General features: G+C 68.2%; 14 protein-coding genes. 9 read left to right on the plus strand and 5 right to left on the minus strand.

Features of this window, described 5'->3' with window-relative positions; genetic code table 11:
* Positions 1–4 precede the first annotated feature (4 nt).
* Positions 5–901 (minus strand): CoA transferase, encoded by an 897-nt coding sequence (locus H8R02_RS07505; protein ID WP_187080767.1) that lies wholly within the window; start codon positions 899–901, stop codon positions 5–7.
* Between the two features lie 92 nt (positions 902–993).
* Between H8R02_RS07505 and H8R02_RS07510 the strand changes: the two genes are divergently transcribed.
* Entirely contained in the window at positions 994–1,968 is a 975-nt protein-coding gene (locus H8R02_RS07510) for a tripartite tricarboxylate transporter substrate-binding protein (protein WP_187080768.1), read from the plus strand.
* Here H8R02_RS07510 and pobA read toward each other — a convergent pair.
* Entirely contained in the window at positions 1,965–3,140 is a 1,176-nt protein-coding gene (gene pobA, locus H8R02_RS07515) for a 4-hydroxybenzoate 3-monooxygenase (protein WP_187080769.1), read from the minus strand. The genes H8R02_RS07510 and pobA overlap by 4 nt on opposite strands.
* A 115-nt stretch (positions 3,141–3,255) precedes the next feature.
* On the opposite strand from pobA, the gene H8R02_RS07520 reads away from it, so the two are divergent.
* The 6 genes from H8R02_RS07520 to H8R02_RS07545 all read left to right on the plus strand — a co-directional run bounded on the left by H8R02_RS07520 (position 3,256) and on the right by H8R02_RS07545 (position 8,430).
* Positions 3,256–4,014: an IclR family transcriptional regulator domain-containing protein gene (locus tag H8R02_RS07520; RefSeq protein ID WP_187080770.1), complete on the plus strand. Its 759-nt coding sequence runs from the start codon at positions 3,256–3,258 to the stop codon at positions 4,012–4,014.
* An 85-nt stretch (positions 4,015–4,099) separates the two neighbouring features.
* Entirely contained in the window at positions 4,100–5,089 is a 990-nt protein-coding gene (locus tag H8R02_RS07525; protein WP_187080771.1) for a sulfate ABC transporter substrate-binding protein, read from the plus strand.
* Positions 5,086–5,916: a sulfate ABC transporter permease subunit CysT gene (gene cysT, locus H8R02_RS07530; protein ID WP_187080772.1), complete on the plus strand. Its 831-nt coding sequence runs from the start codon at positions 5,086–5,088 to the stop codon at positions 5,914–5,916. Before H8R02_RS07525 ends, cysT begins: the two co-directional genes overlap by 4 nt.
* Positions 5,913–6,806: a sulfate ABC transporter permease subunit CysW gene (gene cysW, locus H8R02_RS07535; RefSeq protein WP_187080773.1), complete on the plus strand. Its 894-nt coding sequence runs from the start codon at positions 5,913–5,915 to the stop codon at positions 6,804–6,806. Before cysT ends, cysW begins: the two co-directional genes overlap by 4 nt.
* Entirely contained in the window at positions 6,803–7,897 is a 1,095-nt protein-coding gene (locus H8R02_RS07540; RefSeq protein WP_187080774.1) for a sulfate/molybdate ABC transporter ATP-binding protein, read from the plus strand. Before cysW ends, H8R02_RS07540 begins: the two co-directional genes overlap by 4 nt.
* Positions 7,898–7,899: 2 nt before the next feature.
* The gene (locus H8R02_RS07545; RefSeq protein WP_187080775.1) at positions 7,900–8,430 is read left to right on the plus strand and encodes a disulfide bond formation protein B; all 531 of its coding nucleotides are present in this window, start codon (positions 7,900–7,902) and stop codon (positions 8,428–8,430) included.
* Here the strand turns inward: H8R02_RS07545 and argA are convergent.
* Positions 8,417–9,763 carry an amino-acid N-acetyltransferase gene (argA, locus tag H8R02_RS07550; protein WP_187080776.1) on the minus strand — a complete coding sequence of 449 codons (1,347 nt, stop codon included), beginning with the start codon at positions 9,761–9,763 and terminating at the stop codon, positions 8,417–8,419. The genes H8R02_RS07545 and argA overlap by 14 nt on opposite strands.
* Positions 9,764–9,789: 26 nt before the next feature.
* On the opposite strand from argA, the gene H8R02_RS07555 reads away from it, so the two are divergent.
* Complete coding sequence (locus H8R02_RS07555; protein ID WP_187080777.1) at positions 9,790–11,007, plus strand: diguanylate cyclase domain-containing protein; 1,218 nt, start codon at positions 9,790–9,792, stop codon at positions 11,005–11,007.
* Positions 11,008–11,044: 37 nt separating this feature from the next.
* On the opposite strand, the gene H8R02_RS07560 is transcribed toward H8R02_RS07555, so the two are convergent.
* Together H8R02_RS07560 and H8R02_RS07565 are read right to left on the minus strand one after the other, a co-directional pair.
* Entirely contained in the window at positions 11,045–12,763 is a 1,719-nt protein-coding gene (locus H8R02_RS07560) for a hypothetical protein (protein ID WP_187080778.1), read from the minus strand.
* Positions 12,764–12,853: 90 nt separating this feature from the next.
* Entirely contained in the window at positions 12,854–14,662 is a 1,809-nt protein-coding gene (locus H8R02_RS07565) for a hypothetical protein (protein WP_187080779.1), read from the minus strand.
* A 195-nt stretch (positions 14,663–14,857) separates the two neighbouring features.
* On the opposite strand from H8R02_RS07565, the gene hrpA reads away from it, so the two are divergent.
* Positions 14,858–18,697, plus strand: a complete 3,840-nt coding sequence (gene hrpA / locus H8R02_RS07570; RefSeq protein ID WP_435531268.1) for an ATP-dependent RNA helicase HrpA — start codon at positions 14,858–14,860, stop codon at positions 18,695–18,697.
* Positions 18,698–18,739: the final 42 nt, after the last annotated feature.

The raw sequence follows: 18,739 nt of genomic DNA on the forward strand, positions 1-18,739 counted from the left end.
AGTTTTAATCTCGCATCGTGTGGATCGGCAGGTCGCGTTCGCGCGCCAGCCGGTCCAGTTCGTCGCAAGTATTCGCGGCGAAGAAAGCCTTGATCGCTTCGTGCGTCGACGGCTCGAACATCGTCTGGCGCGCGTCCTTCATCTCCACGCCCGCCGCTGCACACAAGCCGGCAGCAAAGTGCGGCTCCAGCGCCGCGACGGCCGCGCGCCCGTCCTTGCACTTGTAGACGCGATAGCCTGCGTGCGCACCGCCGACGGAGCCCGTCGGCTGCGTGAGACCCCAGCGGCGCGGCGTCGCGAGATAACCCGCAGCCTCCGACAGCGCCACTTCGATGTACACGCCTTGCGGATGCGGGTCGCCGCTGCCGCCATACGGCTCGAGCCGGCGCACGGCCGCCTGCAGGACGGCTTCGCTCGCCATGAGCGAGCCACCCATGTCCGCATACAGCGTCGCGGGCAACTCCATCCCCGGCACGAGCCCGTTGTCGGCGAGGTAGGTGAGGTCGTGCCCGGGCTCCTCGGCCCGCTCGCCCGGCGCGCCGACGATGGCCACCTGGCTGAGCACCGGGTAGCGCGAATGCAGCGAGTTCCAGTCGAGGCCGAGCTTCGCCAGTGCCGAAGGACGGAACGACGTGAGCAGCACGTCGGCCTTCGCGAGTTCGGCGTGCACCGCGCGTTGGCCTTCCCCGGTCTTCAGGTCCGCCTGCACGACCTTCACGCCTTCGTGCATCTCCGCATACGCCACCTTGTTGTACCAACCCATCGGGTCGCCGGCCGGCGGCTCGATCTTGATGCAGGTGGCGCCCATGCGCCTGCACCGCATCAGGGCGGCGGGGCCGGGCAGGTTGAGCGCGAGGCTGACGATGCGAATCCGTTCGAGCGGTCGAAAGTTCGTTGACATGGTTCAAAGACTAGCAGAGGTGCCGGGTACATCCCGATTCGCGGGCGACAGGCCCACGCTAGGCTGCACCGGCAATTTCGCTGGAGAAAACAATGCAAGCCAAACGAATCCTTTTCGCCGCCTTCGCCCTCGGTGCCGCCTCGCTCTCGTTCGCGCAGGCCAACTGGCCCACCAAGCCCATCACGCTCGTCGTGCCGTTCGCGGCCGGCGGCCCGACGGACGTCGTCGCGCGCACGCTGGGCGCGTCGATGACGAAGTCCCTCGGCCAGACGATCGTCGTCGAGAACAAGCTCGGCGCCGGCGGCACGGTGGCGGCCGCGGCGGTCGCGCGCGGCAACCCCGACGGCTACACCTTCTTCATCCACCACAACGGCATGGCCACGGCGCCCGCGCTGTACCGCAAGCTGTCGTACGACCCGCTGAAGGACTTCGAGTACGTGAGCCAGGCCGTCGACGTGCCGATGACGCTGCTCGCCCGCAAGGACTTCCCGGCCAACAACTTCCAGGAGCTGCAGGCCTACCTGAAGGCCAACGCCAGCAAGATCAACCTCGCCAATGCCGGCCTCGGGGCCGTCTCGCAGCTGTGCGGCCTGATGCTGCAGCACGCCCTCGGCGTCAAGTTCACCGAGGTCCCGTTCCAGGGCACGGCGCCCGCGATGAACGCGCTGCTGGGCGGGCAGGTCGACATCCTGTGCGACCAGACCACGCAGACCATCCCGCAGATCAAGGCGGGCAGCGTCAAGTTCTACGGCGTGACCACGAAGAACCGCATCAAGGTGATGCCCGATGCGCCCACGCTGCACGAGCAGGGGCTGAAGGACTTCGAAGTCGTCGTGTGGCACGGCATCTACGCGCCCAAGGGCACGCCCAAGCCGATCCTCGACAAGATGAACGGCGCCATCCGCGCCGCGCTGAAGGACCCGGCGGTCGTGCAGAAGATGACCGAGCTGGGCGCCGAGATCGTGCCGGACAGCAAGCTCACCTCGGAAGGCCTGCACAGCTGGCTGCAGTCCGAGATCAACAAGTGGGGCCCGGCCATCAAGGCCAGCGGCAAGTTCGCCGATTAAAGCGGCAGGCCGACGTAGTTCTCGGCGAGGGCGGTGGACGCCGCCCTCGAGCCCACCAGGTACTCCAGCTCGGCCTCCTGCAGCTTCTGGCCGATCGCCCCTTCGCCGGGGAATTTGTGCAGCAGCTGCGTCATCCACCACGAGAAGCGTTCGGCCTTCCAGATGCGCTTGAGCGCGCGCTCGGAGTAGTGGTCGATGCCTTCGCTGCTGCGGTCCCTGTAGAACTCGACCAGGCCGCGCGAGAGGTACTTCACGTCGGACGCCGCCAGGTTCAGGCCCTTCGCGCCGGTGGGCGGCACGATGTGCGCCGCGTCGCCGGCGAGGAACAGGCGGCCGAAGCGCATCGGCTCGGCGACGAAGCTGCGCAGCGGCGCAATGCTCTTTTCCAGTGACGGGCCCCGCACGAGGCGCTCGCGCGCCTCGGGGTCCAGGCGCAGCGCCAGCTCGTCGTAGAAGGCGTCGTCCGACCAGTTCTCCACCTTGTCCGTCAGCGGCACCTGAACGTAGTAGCGGCTGCGCGTGGGGCTGCGCATCGAACACAGGGCGAAGCCGCGGTCCGTGTTGGCGTAGATCAGCTCGTGGAAGACCGGCGGTACGTCGGCCAGCAGGCCCAGCCAGCCGAAGGGGTAGACCTTCTCGTATTCGGTGATCGCGCCGCGCGGCACGCTCGCGCGGCTCACGCCATGGAAGCCGTCGCAGCCCGCGATGAAGTCGCACTCGATCTCGTGGGCGGCGCCGTCCTTCATGTAGCGCACGCGGGGGCGCTCGCCGTCGAAATCGTGCAGCGACACGGTGTCGCCCACTTCGTAGATCGTCTGCAGGCCTTCGGCCGCGCGCGCGGCCATGAGGTCGCGCGTCACCTCGGTCTGGCCGTACACCACGACGGTCTTGCCGCCCGTGAGGACGGGGAAGTCGATGCGGTGCCGCTCGCCCTTGAAGAGCAGCTCGATGCCTTCGTGCACGAGGCCTTCCTTGTGCATGCGCGCGCCGACGCCGCATTCGTCCATCAGGTCCACGGCGATCTGCTCCAGCACGCCGGCGCGGATGCGCCCCAGCACGTACTCGCCGCTTTGCCGCTCGATGACGACGTTGTCGATGCCGGCCTTGTAGAGCAGCTGGCCGAGCAGCAGGCCCGACGGGCCCGCGCCGATGATGGCAACCTGGGTGCGCATGATGCAGTCTCCTTGGAGCGGAGCTTAGGTTCGCACGCGGCCCGGCGCCATGCCGTGCATGCGGGCAGTGTGCGATGATCGCCCGTGCTGCGCGATGATCGCGCAGCGCCGAACCATGACGATCGCCCGCGCCGATTTCATCGAAGGCATGGCCAAGGGGCTGGCCGTGCTGGAAAGCTTCGACACCGAGCGGCAGCGCCTCAACGCCACGCTGGCGTCGCAGCGCGCCGGCATCACGCGCGCCGCGGCGCGCAGGCACCTGCTGACGCTCGCGCACCTCGGCTACCTGGAAACGGACGGCAGCTGGTTCTGGCTGGCGCCCAAGGTGCTGCGCTTCTCGGGGAGCTACCTCGCATCGGCGCGGTTGCCGCGCATGGTGCAGCCGACGCTGAACCGGCTCGCCGCGCAGACCGGCGAGTCGTTCTCGGTCGTGGTGCTCGACGGCGAGCAAGTCGTGATCGTCGCGCGCAGCGGCACGACCCGGCTGCTGGCGTACGGCCTGCACCTCGGCGCACGCTTGCCGGCCCACGCCACCTCGACAGGGCGGGTGCTGCTCGCCTCGAAGACCAAGGCCGCGCTCAACGCATGGCTGAAGGGCAGGGAGCTTGCACGCCTCACGGCGCACACGGTCGCCGAGCCCAAGGCCTTCCGCGCCGTCATCGACGATGTCAGGAGCAAGGACTACTGCATCGCCAGCGAAGAGCACGAGCTGGGCGTCCACGCCCTGGCCGTCCCGCTACGCACGCTGCAGGGCGACACGGTCGCGGCGCTCAATGTCGTCGTGCCCACGGCCCGGTTCGACCCGCGCACGGTCGAGCGCGACCTGCTTGCCTTGCTGCTGGACGCCGCCCGTGAGCTTCGGCCGCTGCTGTAGACATAAACAAACAACGATTTATTCGTTTGGGTTTTGAGGGAGCGTCCTCACAATTTCATTCCGCCATAAAGGCCATGATCCCGGAATGAAATACAAGCTCCTCCTCGCCTCCCTCGCGCTCGCTGCCAGCGGCGCCGCCTCCTCGCAGACGCTGTTGAACGTTTCGTACGACGTCGCGCGCGAGTTCTACAAGGACATCAACGCCGCCTTCGTGCCCTGGTACAAGAAGAGCGCGGGCAAGGACGTGAAGATCGAGCAGTCCCACGCCGGCTCCAGCGCGCAGGCGCGCGCGGTGGCCGACGGCCTCGACGCCGACGTGGTGACGATGAACACCACCACCGACATCGACTTCCTCGCCGACAAGGGCCTCGTCGCCAAGGACTGGCGCCAGCGCTTCCCGAACAACGCGGCGCCGACGACGTCCACCATGCTGTTCCTCACGCGCAACGGTAACCCGAAGGGCATCAAGGACTGGGACGACCTCGTCAAGCCCGGCGTGCAGGTCGTGGTGGTGAACCCCAAGACCGGCGGCAACGGCCGCTATGCCTACCTCGCCGCATGGGGCTACATCAAGAAGAAGGGCGGCACCGACGCGCAGGCCGCCGAGTTCGTGGGCAAGCTGTACAAGAACGTGCCCGTGCTGGCGCGCGGCGGCCGCGACGCGACCACGGCGTTCCTGCAGCGAAACATCGGTGACGTGCTGGTGACATTCGAGTCGGAGGTGGAGTCGGTCAACCAGGAGTTCGGCGCGAACAAGGTCGACGTGGTTTACCCGTCGGTGAGCATCGTGGCGAACAACCCCGTCGCCGTGGTCGAGCGCACCGTCGCCAAGAAGGGCACCGCCGACCTCGCGAAGGCCTACCTGAACTTCCTCTATACGCCCGAAGCGCAGGAGATCGCCGCGAAGCACCACATCCGCCCGAGCAATGCCGACGTGCTGAAGAAGCACGCCGCCACATTCAAGCCGATCAAGCTGTTCACGGTGCAGGAGCTGGGCTATCCATCGCTCGCCGAAGCGCAGAAGGTGCACTTCAACGACGGCGGGCAGTTCGACAAGATCTACACGGTCAAATGAAAGGCGGCAGCCGCAGGGTGCTGCCCGGCTTCAACCTCACGCTCGGGTACACGCTGCTGTACCTGGGCCTCGTCGTCCTGATCCCGCTCTCGGCGCTGGTCCTCAAGACCTTCACCATGAGCTGGGACCAGTTCTGGGTGGCCGTCACCTCGCCGCGCGTGCTGGCCTCGTACCGGCTCACGTTCGGCGCTTCGTTCATCGCGGCCTGCGTGAACGTGGTGTTCGGGCTGCTGGTGGCGTGGGTGCTGGTGCGCTACAGCTTCCCGGGCAAGCGCATCGTCGACGCGCTGGTGGACCTGCCGTTCGCGCTGCCCACCGCCGTGGCGGGCATCTCGCTGACGGCGCTTCTCGCGGGCAACGGCTGGATCGGCCAGTACCTCGAGCCCATGGGCATCAAGCTGGCCTTCAACCCCAACGGCGTGGTGATCGCGCTGATCTTCATCGGGCTGCCCTTCGTGGTGCGCACGGTGCAGCCGGTGCTGGAGGAGAGCGAGCGTGAGCTGGAAGAGGCCGCGATGTGCCTGGGCGCCACGCGGCTGCAGACCTTCACCAAGGTGATCTTTCCCTCGATCGCACCCGCGCTGCTCACCGGCTTCGCAATGGCTTTCGCGCGTGCGATCGGCGAGTACGGGTCGGTGATCTTCATCGCGGGCAACATGCCCATGGTTTCGGAGATCACGCCGCTGATCATCATCGGCAAGCTGGAGCAGTATGACTACACGGGCGCGACGGCTGTTGCAGTGGTGATGCTGTTCTTCTCGTTCGTGCTGCTGCTGGTGATCAACGCACTGCAGGCGTGGCAGCGCAAGCGGTCGGGGGCGCTATGACCGATCTCTCGCGCAAGCGCGTCAGCACCACCGAAGCGCCCTGGGTCCGTTACACGCTGATCGGCATTGCGCTGGTGTTCCTGCTGCTGTTCCTCCTCCTCCCGCTCGCGGCGGTGGCCACCGAGGCGCTGCGCAAGGGCTTCGACGCGTACTGGCAGGCGCTGAAGGAGCCCGATGCGTGGTCCGCGATCCGCCTGACGCTCATCACCGCGGCCATCGCCGTGCCGCTGAACCTCGTGTTCGGCATCGCGGCCGCATGGGCCATCGCCAAGTACGACTTCCGGGGCAAGGCCTTCCTCACCACGCTCGTGGACCTGCCGTTCTCCGTGTCGCCGGTGGTCGCGGGCCTGATCTACGTGCTGGTGTTCGGCGCGCAAGGGTGGTTCGGGCCGTGGCTGGCGGAGCACGACATCAAGATCGTGTTCGCCGTGCCGGGCATCGTGCTCGCCACGATCTTCGTCACGTTCCCCTTCATTGCCCGCGAGTTGATCCCGCTGATGCAGGCGCAGGGCACGGAAGAAGAGCAGGCCGCGATCGTGCTGGGGGCGAGCGGCTGGCAGACCTTCTGGCACGTCACGCTGCCCAACATCAAGTGGGGCCTGATCTACGGCGTGATCCTGTGCAACGCGCGCGCCATGGGCGAGTTCGGTGCGGTGTCGGTGGTGTCCGGGCACATCCGGGGCCAGACCAACACGATGCCGCTGCACGTGGAGATCCTCTACAACGAGTACCAGTCGGTCGCAGCGTTCGCCGTCGCCTCGCTGCTGGCGCTGCTGGCGCTCGTCACCCTCGTCATCAAGTCCGTCGCGGAGTGGCAGCACGAACGCGAGATGGCCGCGGCGGCCGCGATGCCGCCCGAATACGTTCCCCCGAAGGCTGCAACATCATGAGCATCGAGATCCGCAACGTCAGCAAGCGCTTCGGCGACTTCCACGCCCTGAAGGACGTGTCGCTCGACATCGATTCGGGCGAACTCATCGCGCTGCTCGGGCCCTCGGGCTGCGGCAAGACCACGCTGCTGCGCATCATCGCGGGCCTGGAGACGGCCGACGCCGGCAGCATCCACTTCGCGGGCGAGGACGCCACCGACCTGCACGTGCGCGAGCGGCAGGTGGGCTTCGTGTTCCAGCACTACGCGTTGTTCCGCCACATGACGGTGTTCGAGAACGTCGCGTTCGGCCTGCGCGTGAAGCCGCGCGGCCAGCGGCCGAGCGAGGTCGTCATCAAGAAAAAGGTGCACGACCTGCTGAACCTCGTGCAGCTCGATTGGCTCGCGGACCGCTTCCCGGCGCAGCTCTCCGGCGGCCAGCGCCAGCGCATCGCGCTCGCGCGTGCACTCGCGGTGGAGCCCAAGGTGCTGCTGCTCGACGAGCCGTTCGGCGCTCTCGACGCGAAGGTGCGCAAGGAACTGCGCCGCTGGCTGCGCCGGCTGCACGACGAGTTGCACGTCACCAGCATCTTCGTGACGCACGACCAGGAAGAAGCGCTCGAAGTCGCCGACCGCGTGGTGCTGATGAATAGCGGCAAGGTGGAGCAGGTGGGCTCGCCCCAGGAGGTGTGGGACCACCCGGCCAGCCCCTTCGTGTACGGCTTCCTCGGCGACGTGAACCTGTTCCACGGCCGCGCCCACCAGGGCGAGGTGCACATCGGCGAATTGCAGATCGACAGCCCCGAGCATGCGCAAGCCCAGAACGCAAAGGCGCTCGCTTATGTGCGCCCGCACGACCTCGACGTGCGGCGGCACACCCCGGGCGCGGAAGGCATCGTGACCCGGCTGGCCCGGGCCATCGTCGTCGGGCCCATCGCGCGGCTGGAACTTATTCCCACCGATGAGTCAAATCCATCGGAAAATGCCGCTCCCGAGTCCCTCATCGAGGCGCAGATCCCTGCGCAGCAGTTCCATGAGCTCGGGTTGAAGGAGGGCGAGACGCTGGTGGTGACACCGAAGCGCGCCCGTGTGTTCGTCGAGGCTTGGGAATAAGAATGATCCTGGAATGGTTTGAGAGGGCTCCCCGCCGCGTACTGGCGGCAACCAGTGCCGCGTGCATCGCGATGCTGGCGTTCGGCGTGTACCTGCAGCAGGTGGTGGGGCTGGACCCATGCCCCATGTGCATCGTGCAGCGCTACGCCTTCATCCTCGTGGCCCTCGTGGCCGGCATCGGCGCCTGCTTCAAGGGGCGCGGCGCGCACGTCACCACCGGCGTGCTGATGGTGCTGTTCTCCGGGTTCGGCGCGTTCGTTGCGGCCCGTCAAAGTTTCCTGCAGTGGTACCCGCCGGAGGTGGTCTCCTGCGGCCGCGACTTCTACGGGATGATCGAGAACTTCCCGCTGCGCCGCGCCATCCCCATGATCTTCCGCGGCACGGGCGACTGCACCAAGGTCGACTGGACCTTCCTGGGCGGCTCCATCGCCAACTGGGCTTTCCTGGTGTTCTGCGCGACGGCCGTCGTCGGCGTCCTGATCGTCGTCAAGCGCTGGGGCGCGCGCGCGCCGGCGCTGGCTACAGCTTCTTGACGAACACCATCGACTTGCGGTCCCAGTTGTACTTGCGCTTGCGGGCCTCGGGCAGCCAGTCCGGGTCCACCTGAACGAACCCGCGCTTGAGGAACCAGTGCATGGTGCGGGTGGTGAGCACGAAGATGCTCTCCAGCCCCATCGAGCGGGCGCGCTGCTCCACGCGCTTGAGCACCTTCTCGCCGTCGCCCTGGCCCTGGCTTTGCGGCGACACCGTCAGCGCCGCCATCTCGCCGGTCTTCGCCTCGGGGTAGGGGTAGAGCGCCGCGCACGCGAAGATCACGCCGTCGTGCTCGATGATGGTGTAGTTGGCGATGTCGCGCTCGATCTCGGTGCGGTCGCGCTTGACGAGCGTGCCGTCCTTCTCGAACGGCTCGATCAGCTGCAGGATGCCGCCCACGTCGTCGGCCGTCGCCTCGCGCAGCTCCTCCAGCTTCTCGTCCACCACCATCGTGCCGATGCCGTCGTGCACGTAGATTTCCAGCAGGATCGCGCCGTCCACCGAGAAAGGGATGATGTGGCTGCGCTCCACGCCGGCCTTGCACGCCTTCACGCAGTGCTGCAGGTAGAAGGCGGTGTCGGTCGGCTTTTCCGCAGGGGGGAGGCTTCGTAGCAGCTGTTCCGCGGCGGCGAGCGGCAGCTCGGTGTCGATCGGGTTGTCCTCGCTTTCGGGTTCCAGCGGTTGGACGCGGATGCCCGGGACCTCCGCGAGGAAGATCAGCTTGTCCGCCTGCAGCGCGATGGCCACGCTGGTGGCGACTTCCTCCATCGCAAGGTTGAACGCCTCACCCGTCGGCGAGAAGCCGAAGGGCGAGATCAGCACCATGGCGCCGTGGTCCAGGGTGCGGCTGATACCGCCCACGTCCACCTTGCGCACCACGCCGGAATGCTTGAAGTCCACGCCGTCGACGATGCCGACCGGGCGCGCGGTGATGAAGTTGCCGGAGATCACGCGCACGGTGGAGCCGGCCATCGGCGTGTTCGGCAAGCCCTGGCTGAAGGCCGCCTCGATCTCGAAGCGCAACTGGCCGGCGGCCTCCTGCGCGGAGTCGAGCGCCACTTCGTCCGTGATGCGCATGCCGTGCGAGTACTTCGCGGCGTGGCCCTTGGCCTTGAGCTGCTCGTTGACCTGCGGGCGGAAGCCGTGCACCAGCACGATCTTCACGCCCATGCTCTGGATCAGTGCGAGGTCCTGCGCGATGTGCTGCAGCTTGCCCGCCGCGATCGCCTCGCCCGCGATGCCGACCACGAAGGTCTTGCCGCGGTGCATGTGGATGTACGGCGCGACGGAGCGGAACCAGGGGACGAAGGTGAAATTGAAGATGGCGGACATCGCGCGCGAAGTGTATCGTGCGCGCCATGGACGTGATTGCGGCGGGGTTCTGGGGGGCGTTCTTCGGGGCAGCCGTGCTCATGTTCGGCGCGTCCCTCTACGCCTTCGCCCGCTCCTTGCGCCGCGTGGCGCTGATGGCGGCGCTGTCCTCCGTGGTCTCCGCGCTCTTCGTCGTCGCTTACCTGGGCTGGCTGCCGGTGGGCGATGCCGATGCACAGGCGCGCCTGCTGGCTCACGTGGCGATGCTCTCGGCGGTGGTGCTGGCGCTGATGCTGCTCTCGATGCTCGGGTGGCTGCGCAGGCGCGAGCTGGCGCGGCCGGCGGTGGCCGCCCTGGTCGCCACGGGCGTGCTGGTGGCGGTGATTGGCTGGTTCCTCGAGCCGGTGCACGCGCTCGTGCTCAGTTCGGCCGTGGCCTTTCTCGTCGGCGCCACCATGCTGGGCATCGCGCTGCGCAGTGCCCTCAACGGCGACTCGCTGGGCTGGGCCGCCGTGGCCGGCGTGTGGTTCATGCTGCTCGCGGTGATCGGGCTCACCTGGATCGCCGTCGACCGCAACGTCGCCTGGCCGGTGCACGCGGTGAGCGCCACAGCCGGCGTGGCCTACCTCGCCGTGATGGCCGCGGCACTGTGGACGCGCTACTCGTACCTGCTGGAGCTGTCCGAGGTGATGGCGCATGGGCCCTCCTACGACCCCGTGACGCGCATGCGTTCGCACAGCGAGACCAGCCAGATGCTCGGCGACATCTTCGTGCGCCGCCCCGGCGAGCGGCAGCCGATCGGCATCGTGGTGGTGTCCATCGCCAACCTCTATGCGCTGGAGAACCTGCATGGCCGTGCGGCTTTCAACCACGCGCTGTTCCTGTGCGCGAGCCGCCTGCGCCGCGTCGTGCCGGCGGGCGTTGCGACCGGGCGGCTCGGCGACGACGGTTTCCTGCTCGTGATGCACGACGTGGCCGACCCCGCGCGGCTCGTCCAGCTCGCGCGGCAGTTGCGCGAACGCCTCTCGCGGCCCGTCATCCTGAGCACCGGCCGCGACCCCGGGGAGCTGGACACCAGCCGCACCGAGTGGCGCGCGGAGGTGGGCGTGGGCCTGCTGACGGTGTACCCGCAGGTGCGGCCGTCGCAGGCGCTCGCGATGGTGCGCGCGATGTCGCGCACGGCGTGGAGCTACGCGAGCCGGATCGCGTGGTTCGACGATGCACGGGGGGAGATCGCGGAGCTGCCGATTGCGGACGCGGCCTGAGTCGCCCCGAAGCTCTCGCCGTCGCCGTGCGTTACTGTCACGGCTCGCAGTCCACGACTGCCCAGTACTGTCCCCCGTCCATGCGTCGACGTTGCAGCCGTTGTGGCATGCCAAGTTCTTCCATCCTGCTTCCCAGGGCAGCCAGGATGCTGGCGGGCTCCTCCTGGCGATGAGCGGCCCAGGCGCACGCCGTCGAAGCCGTGACGGCCCCGTTGGTGTTCATCAGTGCGAGCAGGTCGGCGAGGACGGGGGCCATGGTGCCTTTGAGGACGCCGTGGACGCGCACCTCGACCTGCCCCTTGCTGTCGTCGAGAGGCCCGAGGCTCCATCCCTTGCCGTACACGACGGTCGCGCAGCTGGTGCCGGGCCCCGGGCTGAAACTTGCGGGTCCGCCTTCGGGTGCGTCGTCATTGAACACGTGCTTGTGGACGCAGGCTCCCGATGCATCCACGAACGGGTATTCGAAGCGTGCAGGGCCCAGGTGCGCGACGGTTTTCATTTCCGGGTAGTCTTCTTCGACGTGCGTGTGGTGGTGGACCTGCACAAGCAGCGGGTGGACCCCGGGCGGCGTGAGCGACGACGACCGGCCCGTGGCCTTGCCATGCGAGTACGTGTGGTTGGTATTTCCGGACTGCCTCTCGCGCTCTGCGCCCAGATTGCAGAGAGCCTGCGCAACCATTGCCCTGCGCTTGTCCTTGGCCGCCCCCAGCACCGTGCTCGCTGCAAGAAAGGTCTTGAGCTTGTTCTGGACGTCGCAATCGCGATCGCTCTCGCAGCGGCCCGGGCCGGACGCTTTGTGTTCATCTGCCGGGACCTCGAAGGCTTTCACGGCATCCATCCAGGCCTGGTCTGCCTTGCGCAACTCGGGTGAGTGCAACGCAAGCCGCAGCGACACCCACAAGCCGGCGGAAATCGTTTCGCGTGCCCAGCCTTCGGTGTACAGGTGATAGTGCCCGGCGAGGTCGACGTAGTTCAGGATGATGGCGAGGATGCCGGGGGGAAACGCCGCCGGGTGGATGCGCGTGAGTCGATAGATGAATTCCGCCGGGTGGTCATGACCGTCCAGGCAGACCGGCAACTTCAGCCCGGCCAACGCTTCTTCCAGGCGCCGGCGCAGGCCCGAGACATCCTCGCCGCGGTCTTCGGCCCAATGCGCCAACTCGTCGTGCGTCACGTGCTTGACCGTCAGCAGCGCGAGCAGGTCCGCAAGGGCGCCGTCGATACTGCCGCTGGCGACGCCGTCGATGCGCACCTCGACCGCGCCTTCGGGGCCGTTGCGAGGCCCGAGTGTCAAACCCGTCCGCCCGGGTTCGCCAAGGGGGTGCTCGCCGGCGGGGGCCTCAAGGGGGGGAGCATGAAAGACGACTTCGGGCTCGCACGGCGGGTGCGTGGGGCCTGCAGCCGCCGCAGGCGCCTGATACCGTCGGCCTCGAGCCAGCAAGTCCCGCTGCGACTCGTCGAGGTGCTGCAGCACCTTGGAGTCGAATTCACGGTCCCCGCCGCTCGCGACTGCCATCTCGCGGGCATATCGCTCCTCGAATGCCACGATTTCCTTCAGCAATTCGCGCGCTTCGGCGAGTTCGGCGGCCGCGGCGACAGCCGCGGGGGAGCGTGGCGGCAGCGGGTCCGTACAGACGTGGATGCGGGGATCGGGCGCCTCGTCCGCACTTGCCACCGGCACTTGCAAGTACACAGCGGACGCATGCGTCGTGGTAGTGGTCGTGGTGCGGGTTTCGGTCGATTTTCCGGGGACCATGCGGGCAGCCTTGAAGTGAAACGGACCGCGTTTGAGTAACGCGGACGCAGTCCCCGGTTCCGGGCTCGCAAGGCAGGCCGACCCTGCTGCCTAGCGCGACTTGCTCTCGCCGGCGCTCGCGTGCGCCAGGAGCAACGCCCCGTGATGGAGCACGCGCATGCGCAGCGCGTTCATGACGGGGCGGCCCACCGCCCCCGCGAACTCACCCATGCCGAGCTGCTGCAGCCACGGTGCCACACGCTCGGGCTGTGCGAACGAGGGCGGCCAGCGAATGCCTGCCTCGTCGATCGCGTCGAGCAGCTGCCGTTGAACCGCGAGTGCCCCACCGCCCTCGCGCACCATGCCCTCGACGGCGGCGCGCTGCCACTCGAGGTCCGCCGCGGCCAGCAGGTCCGCAACGACGTACGGTGGCGTGTTGTCGATCCGGCCGGCCCAGCGCTGGGGATCGAGCAGGCTGGTGAGCAGGCTGTTGCTCTCCCACGGTGAGGCGTTTTCGTTCCAGACCTGCTCGTCGCGCGGGTCGCGCCGGATGAAAGCCGCCAGCAGCGGTGCCGCGGGCGGGGCTGCCGGGTGGGCCGGCTGCAACGCGGCGATCGGCTCGAGCCAGAGGCAGCCGGTGCCGCCATCCGACCGGCCGACGCGCAGCTGCACCGGCAGGCGCTTTTCGGCAAGCAACGTGCGCAGCTTCAGGACCATCGAGCCGGGCGTGCCCGCAAGGGCCCGCGCGTCCATCCAGGTCTCCAGCCTGTCGAACGAGATGCGGCCTTCGCCCTGCAGCAGGCCGAGCACGCCGGCGAGGCCGGCGTCGATGGCGCCGCGGTCGACGCCGCCGACGAACACGGAGGTGGAGGCGCCGCGCACCTCCAGGTGCCAGCCGCCGTCGCCCTCGTGCCGCAAGGCCGGCGCCGAGCCGGTGCCGCTGCTGGACGCCGACGCGCCGCCCGCCAGGTCGGCGTTGAACTCGTGCGTGTGGAAGTGGCCCGAGGGCCCGAAGCGCTGGGTGTAGACCCGGCGGGCGCCACCCCAATGCTCGACGGTGCGCGTGTACTGTGCGCCCGTCGCGGGTTCGACGTGCGTGTGCGTGTGGCGCTGCGGCTGCAAACCCGTGCCCGCGCGCGGTGCCGGCGTGGAGGAGTAGCTGTTCTCTCCGCCATAGGAGAACGAGTGGCCGGGATCGGCGCGGCCTTGCGCGCGCAGGCAGGCCAACGCGCCCGTCGCGGGGCCTTCCGCGCCTTTCGCATCCATGCAGGCCTGCCCGAACGCGCTGGCCGCCGCTTGCCAGCCCTCGTACCTGGCCCACAACTGCGACCTGAGCGCGTCGGACGTGTCCCGAGCCTGCAGCCGTGGGTCGAGGCGACGGCTGACCTTGCCCAACCGGGCGGCCTGCGCGGCGCGCGCAAGCCACACGCGCCGGGGTTTCGGCGGGGCCGGTTGAGCGGCCAATTGCGCGGCCCACGCGTCCTGGGCTGCGTTCAAGGCCTTGAGAAGGGTTTCCGCCTTGTCGCGGGCCCAGGACTCGGCGCCGAGCAATTGGGACCAGCGTTCGACCTGTGGGAAGTAGTGCAGCGGCGCGGCGCCACGCGCCCAGTCCTGGCTGAACGCAACCGCAGCCTCCCGGTCGGGCAGGCAGGCCAGGATGATCGCGAGCACGGGAGGCGGGAACAGCGAATGCTCGCCGTCTGCCCGTGGCTGCACGTGGACGACGACTTCGGGTTCCGCGGTTGGGACGCGCGGCGGCTCGGCTGCGGTGCACGCATACGTCGCGGGCCGCTTGTCTTCCGTCGAGGTCTCGGGCTCGGCGCGTCCTGCTGCGGCCGCGTGCGCGGCGGTGGTGTTGGTGTTGGTGTTGGTGTTGGTGTTGGTGTTGGTGAGCCTGTGGGTGCCGGCGGCGTGTTTCAATCGAACGCTCCTGGAATGGGGAGGAAGGGCCCCACCGGTGGGTGCCGCGCACGGTGCGGCGAGTTCCGGGCGCGGACGATACGCAACGGTGAGCGCAACGCGGCCGGCCTCGGCCTTCGCGGGATAATCCCGCCCTTGTCCCTGAAGATTTCTTTCCCCGATTCCCTGCCGGTCTCCGCGAAGCGCGACGAGATCATGGCCGCGATGGCCGAGCACCAGGTGGTGATCGTCTGCGGCGAGACCGGCTCCGGCAAAACCACCCAGCTGCCGAAGATCGCGCTCGCGATGGGCCGCGGCAAGCTGGACGCACCCGACGGCCGCGGCAAGCTCATCGGCCACACCCAGCCGCGCCGTATCGCCGCGACCAGCGTGGCCAAACGCATCGCCGAGGAACTGCAGACGCCGCTGGGCGAAGTCGTCGGCTACAAGGTCCGCTTCAACGACCGCCTTTCCAAGGGTGCCTCCGTCAAGCTGATGACCGACGGCATCCTGCTGGCCGAGACGCAGTCCGACCCGCTTCTCAATGCCTACGACACGATCATCATCGACGAGGCGCACGAGCGCAGCCTGAACATCGACTTCCTGCTCGGCTACCTGCGGCAGCTGCTGCCGCGCAGGCCGGACCTGAAGATCGTGGTGACGTCGGCGACGATCGATGCGGAGCGGTTCGCGCAGCACTTCGGTTCCACCAGGGGCCCTGCGCCGGTGATCTACGTCTCCGGGCGCATGTACCCGGTGGAGCAGCGGTGGCATCCCTTCGAGGAATCGCGCGAGTTCGACCTGAACGATGCCATTGCCGACGGTGTCGACGAGCTGTGGAAGGGCAACGCGCCCGGCGACATCCTGGTCTTCCTGCCCGGCGAGCGCGAGATCCGCGAGGCGGCCGACCACCTGCGCAAGCACCTCTCGCACAGCCCGCTCACGCGCAACGCCGAGGTGCTGCCGCTCTTCGCGCGGCTGTCGCAGGCGGAGCAGGACCGCGTGTTCGACAACCACTTCGGGCGGCGCATCGTGCTCGCGACGAACGTGGCGGAGACCTCGCTCACCGTGCCCGGGATCCGCTACGTGATCGACGCGGGCACCGCGCGCGTGAAGCGCTACAGTTTCAGGAGCAAGGTGGAACAGCTGCTCGTGGAGCCGGTCAGCCAGGCCGCCGCCAACCAGCGGGCAGGGCGATGCGGCCGCGTTGCCAACGGCATCTGCATCCGCCTGTACGACCAGAAGGACTTCGCGGGCCGGCCACGCTTCACCGACCCCGAGATCCTGCGCTCCTCGCTCGCGGGCGTCATCCTGCGCATGAAGTCGCTGCACCTCGGCGCGGTGGAGGACTTCCCCTTCATCGACCCGCCATCACGGCGAGCCATCGCCGACGGCTACCAGCTGCTCAACGAACTCGGCGCCGTGGACGACGCGAACGAGCTCACACCCATGGGCGGCGAGCTCGCCCGCCTGCCGCTCGACCCGCGCGTGGGCCGCATCATCCTCGAAGGCCGCGAGCGCCATGCGCTCGAGGAAGTGCTGGTGATCGCCTCCGCCCTGTCGGTGCAGGACGTGCGCGACCGCCCGATGGAGATGCAGGCGCAGGCCGACCAGCAGCACGCCAAGTTCGACGACGAGAAGAGCGAGTTCTCGGGCTACCTCAGGTTGTGGCAGTGGCTGGACGAAGCGAAGGGCGGGCACGGCACGTCGCGCGCGCAGCGTGCGACAACTCCTGTGACGTCACCTGTGGTGCGGGCCGAAGGCCCACACCACAAGCTCTCGAACCGGCAATACGAGCAGCTGCTGCGCGCCAACTTCATCAACGTGCGCCGCGTGCGCGAATGGCGCGACATCCACACGCAGCTGCACACGGTGGTCGCCGAGCACAAGTGGCGGATGAACACGCAGCCTGCGTCGTACGAGGAGCTGCACAAGGCGATGCTGTCCGGGCTGCTGGGCAACATCGGCGTGAAGATCGAGGACGCGGACGAATACCTCGGCGCGCGCGGCATCAAGTTCTACCGCCACCCCGGCGCGCACCTGAAGAAGCGGCCGGGCAAGTGGATCGTGTGCGCGGAGCTGGTGGAGACCACGCGCCTCTTCGGCCGCGGCATCGCCAACATCGAGCCGCACTGGATCGAGCAGGTGGCGGGGCACCTGCTGAAGAAGCAGTTGCTCGACCCGCACTGGGAGAAGAAGCAGGCGGAGGTGATGGCGCTGGAGCGCGCCACGCTCTACGGGCTCGTCATCTACAGCGGCCGCCGCGTGCCTTACGCGCGCGCCGACATGCAGGGCGCGCGCGACATCTTCATCCGCGAGGGCCTCGTCGAAGGGCAGTGGGAAACGCGATTGCCCTTCCTCGCCGCGAACCTGAAGCTGGTGAAGCAGGTGCAGGACCTCGAACACAAGTCGCGCCGGCAGGACGTGCTGGTGGACGAGGAGCTGATCTTCGCGTTCTACGACCAGCAGCTGCCCAAGGACGTGTACAGCGGCACGACCTTCGAGCGCTGGTACCGCGAGGCGAGCCGCGGCAAGCCCGACCTGCTCAAGCTCACGCGCGACGAGCTGATGCGGCACGAGGCCGCGGGCATCACGACGCAGGCCTTCCCGAAGGTGGTGAAGCTGGGTGGCGTTGACTGCACGGCGACGTACCTCCATGAACCCGGCGATGCACGCGACGGCGTCACGGTGACCGTGCCGCTCTTCGTGCTCAACCAGGTAAACGAGGAGCGCGCCGAGTGGCTCGTGCCGGGCATGCTGAAGGACAAGGTGCAGGCCTTGCTCAAGAGCCTGCCGCAGAAGCCGCGTTCGCGCTTCGTGCCGCTGCCGGAATCGGCGGCGCGCATCGCATCGGACCTGTCCGGCGAGGACAAGTGGGCGCGCGGCTCGCTCACCGACGCGTTGCTGAAAGTCGTGCGCGACGAGACGAGCCTCGACGTCAAGCGCGCGGACTTCAAGCTGGACATGGTCCCGGCGCACCTGTTCATGAACTTCCGCGTCGTCGACGAACACGGCCGGCAGCTTGGCATGGGCCGCAACCTCGGCGCGCTGAAGGCGGAGCTCGGTGCGCAGGCGCGCGGGGCGTTCCAGGCGCTGGCGGGCCTCACGGTCAAACCCGCAGCCGTGGCGGCAGAACCGTCATTCCCGCGGAGGCGGGAATCCAAAGCTTCCAACGCCTTGGATTCCCGCCTGCGCGGGAATGACGGGGAACAGAGGCACACGGCCTGGACCTTCGGCGAACTCCCCGAGCTGATGGAAGTTCGCAAGGGCGGCACCTCGCTCGTCGGCTTCCCGGCGCTCATCGACCAGGGCGACGCCGTCACGATCGAAGTCTTCGACGAACCCGAAGTCGCCGCCGCGAAGCACCGCGCAGGCCTGCGGCGCCTCTTCGCGCTGCAGGTCCGCGACGCGCTCAAGTACCTCGAGAAGAACATCCCCGACCTGCAGAAGATGGCCGTGGCCTACATGCCGCTGGGCACGCAGGAGGAACTGCGCGACCAGGTCATCGACGTCGCCATCGACCGCGCCTTCCTGATGGACCCGTTGCCCGCTGACGAAGCCGCGTTCAAGCGCCGTCTCGAAGAAGGTCGCGGGCGCCTCACCCTCATCGCCAACGAAGTCGCGCGGCTGGCCGCCACGATCCTCACCGACTACGCCACCGCCGCGCGCAAGATCAAGGACACGAAGAACGCGCCCGAGGCCACCGCGGACGCGTTGCAGCAGCTGCAGCGGCTCATGCCCAAGCGCTTCGTCGCCGCCACGCCGTGGCCGCGCCTGCAGCACTTCCCGCGTTACCTCAAGGCGATCGTGCTGCGCCTGGACAAGCTGCGCGCCGACCCCGCGCGCGACGCCCAGCGCCTGGCCGAACTCAGGCCGCAGGAGCAGCGCTACTGGCGCCTCGTCGCCGAGCGCAAGGGCGCTGTGGACGAAAGGATGCAGGAGCTGCGCTGGCTGCTGGAGGAGCTGCGCGTGAGCTTTTTCGCACAGGAACTGCGCACGCCGCAGCCGGTGAGTATCAAAAGGCTAGAAAAGGTGTGGGCTCAGCTAAATAGTTGACGGTAGAAGGCCCAATGCAAGGGGAGGGCGCGCGGATTAACT

Origin of the sequence: Ramlibacter albus (assembly GCF_014297445.1) — a bacterium.
GTDB lineage: Bacteria > Pseudomonadota > Gammaproteobacteria > Burkholderiales > Burkholderiaceae_C > Ramlibacter > Ramlibacter albus.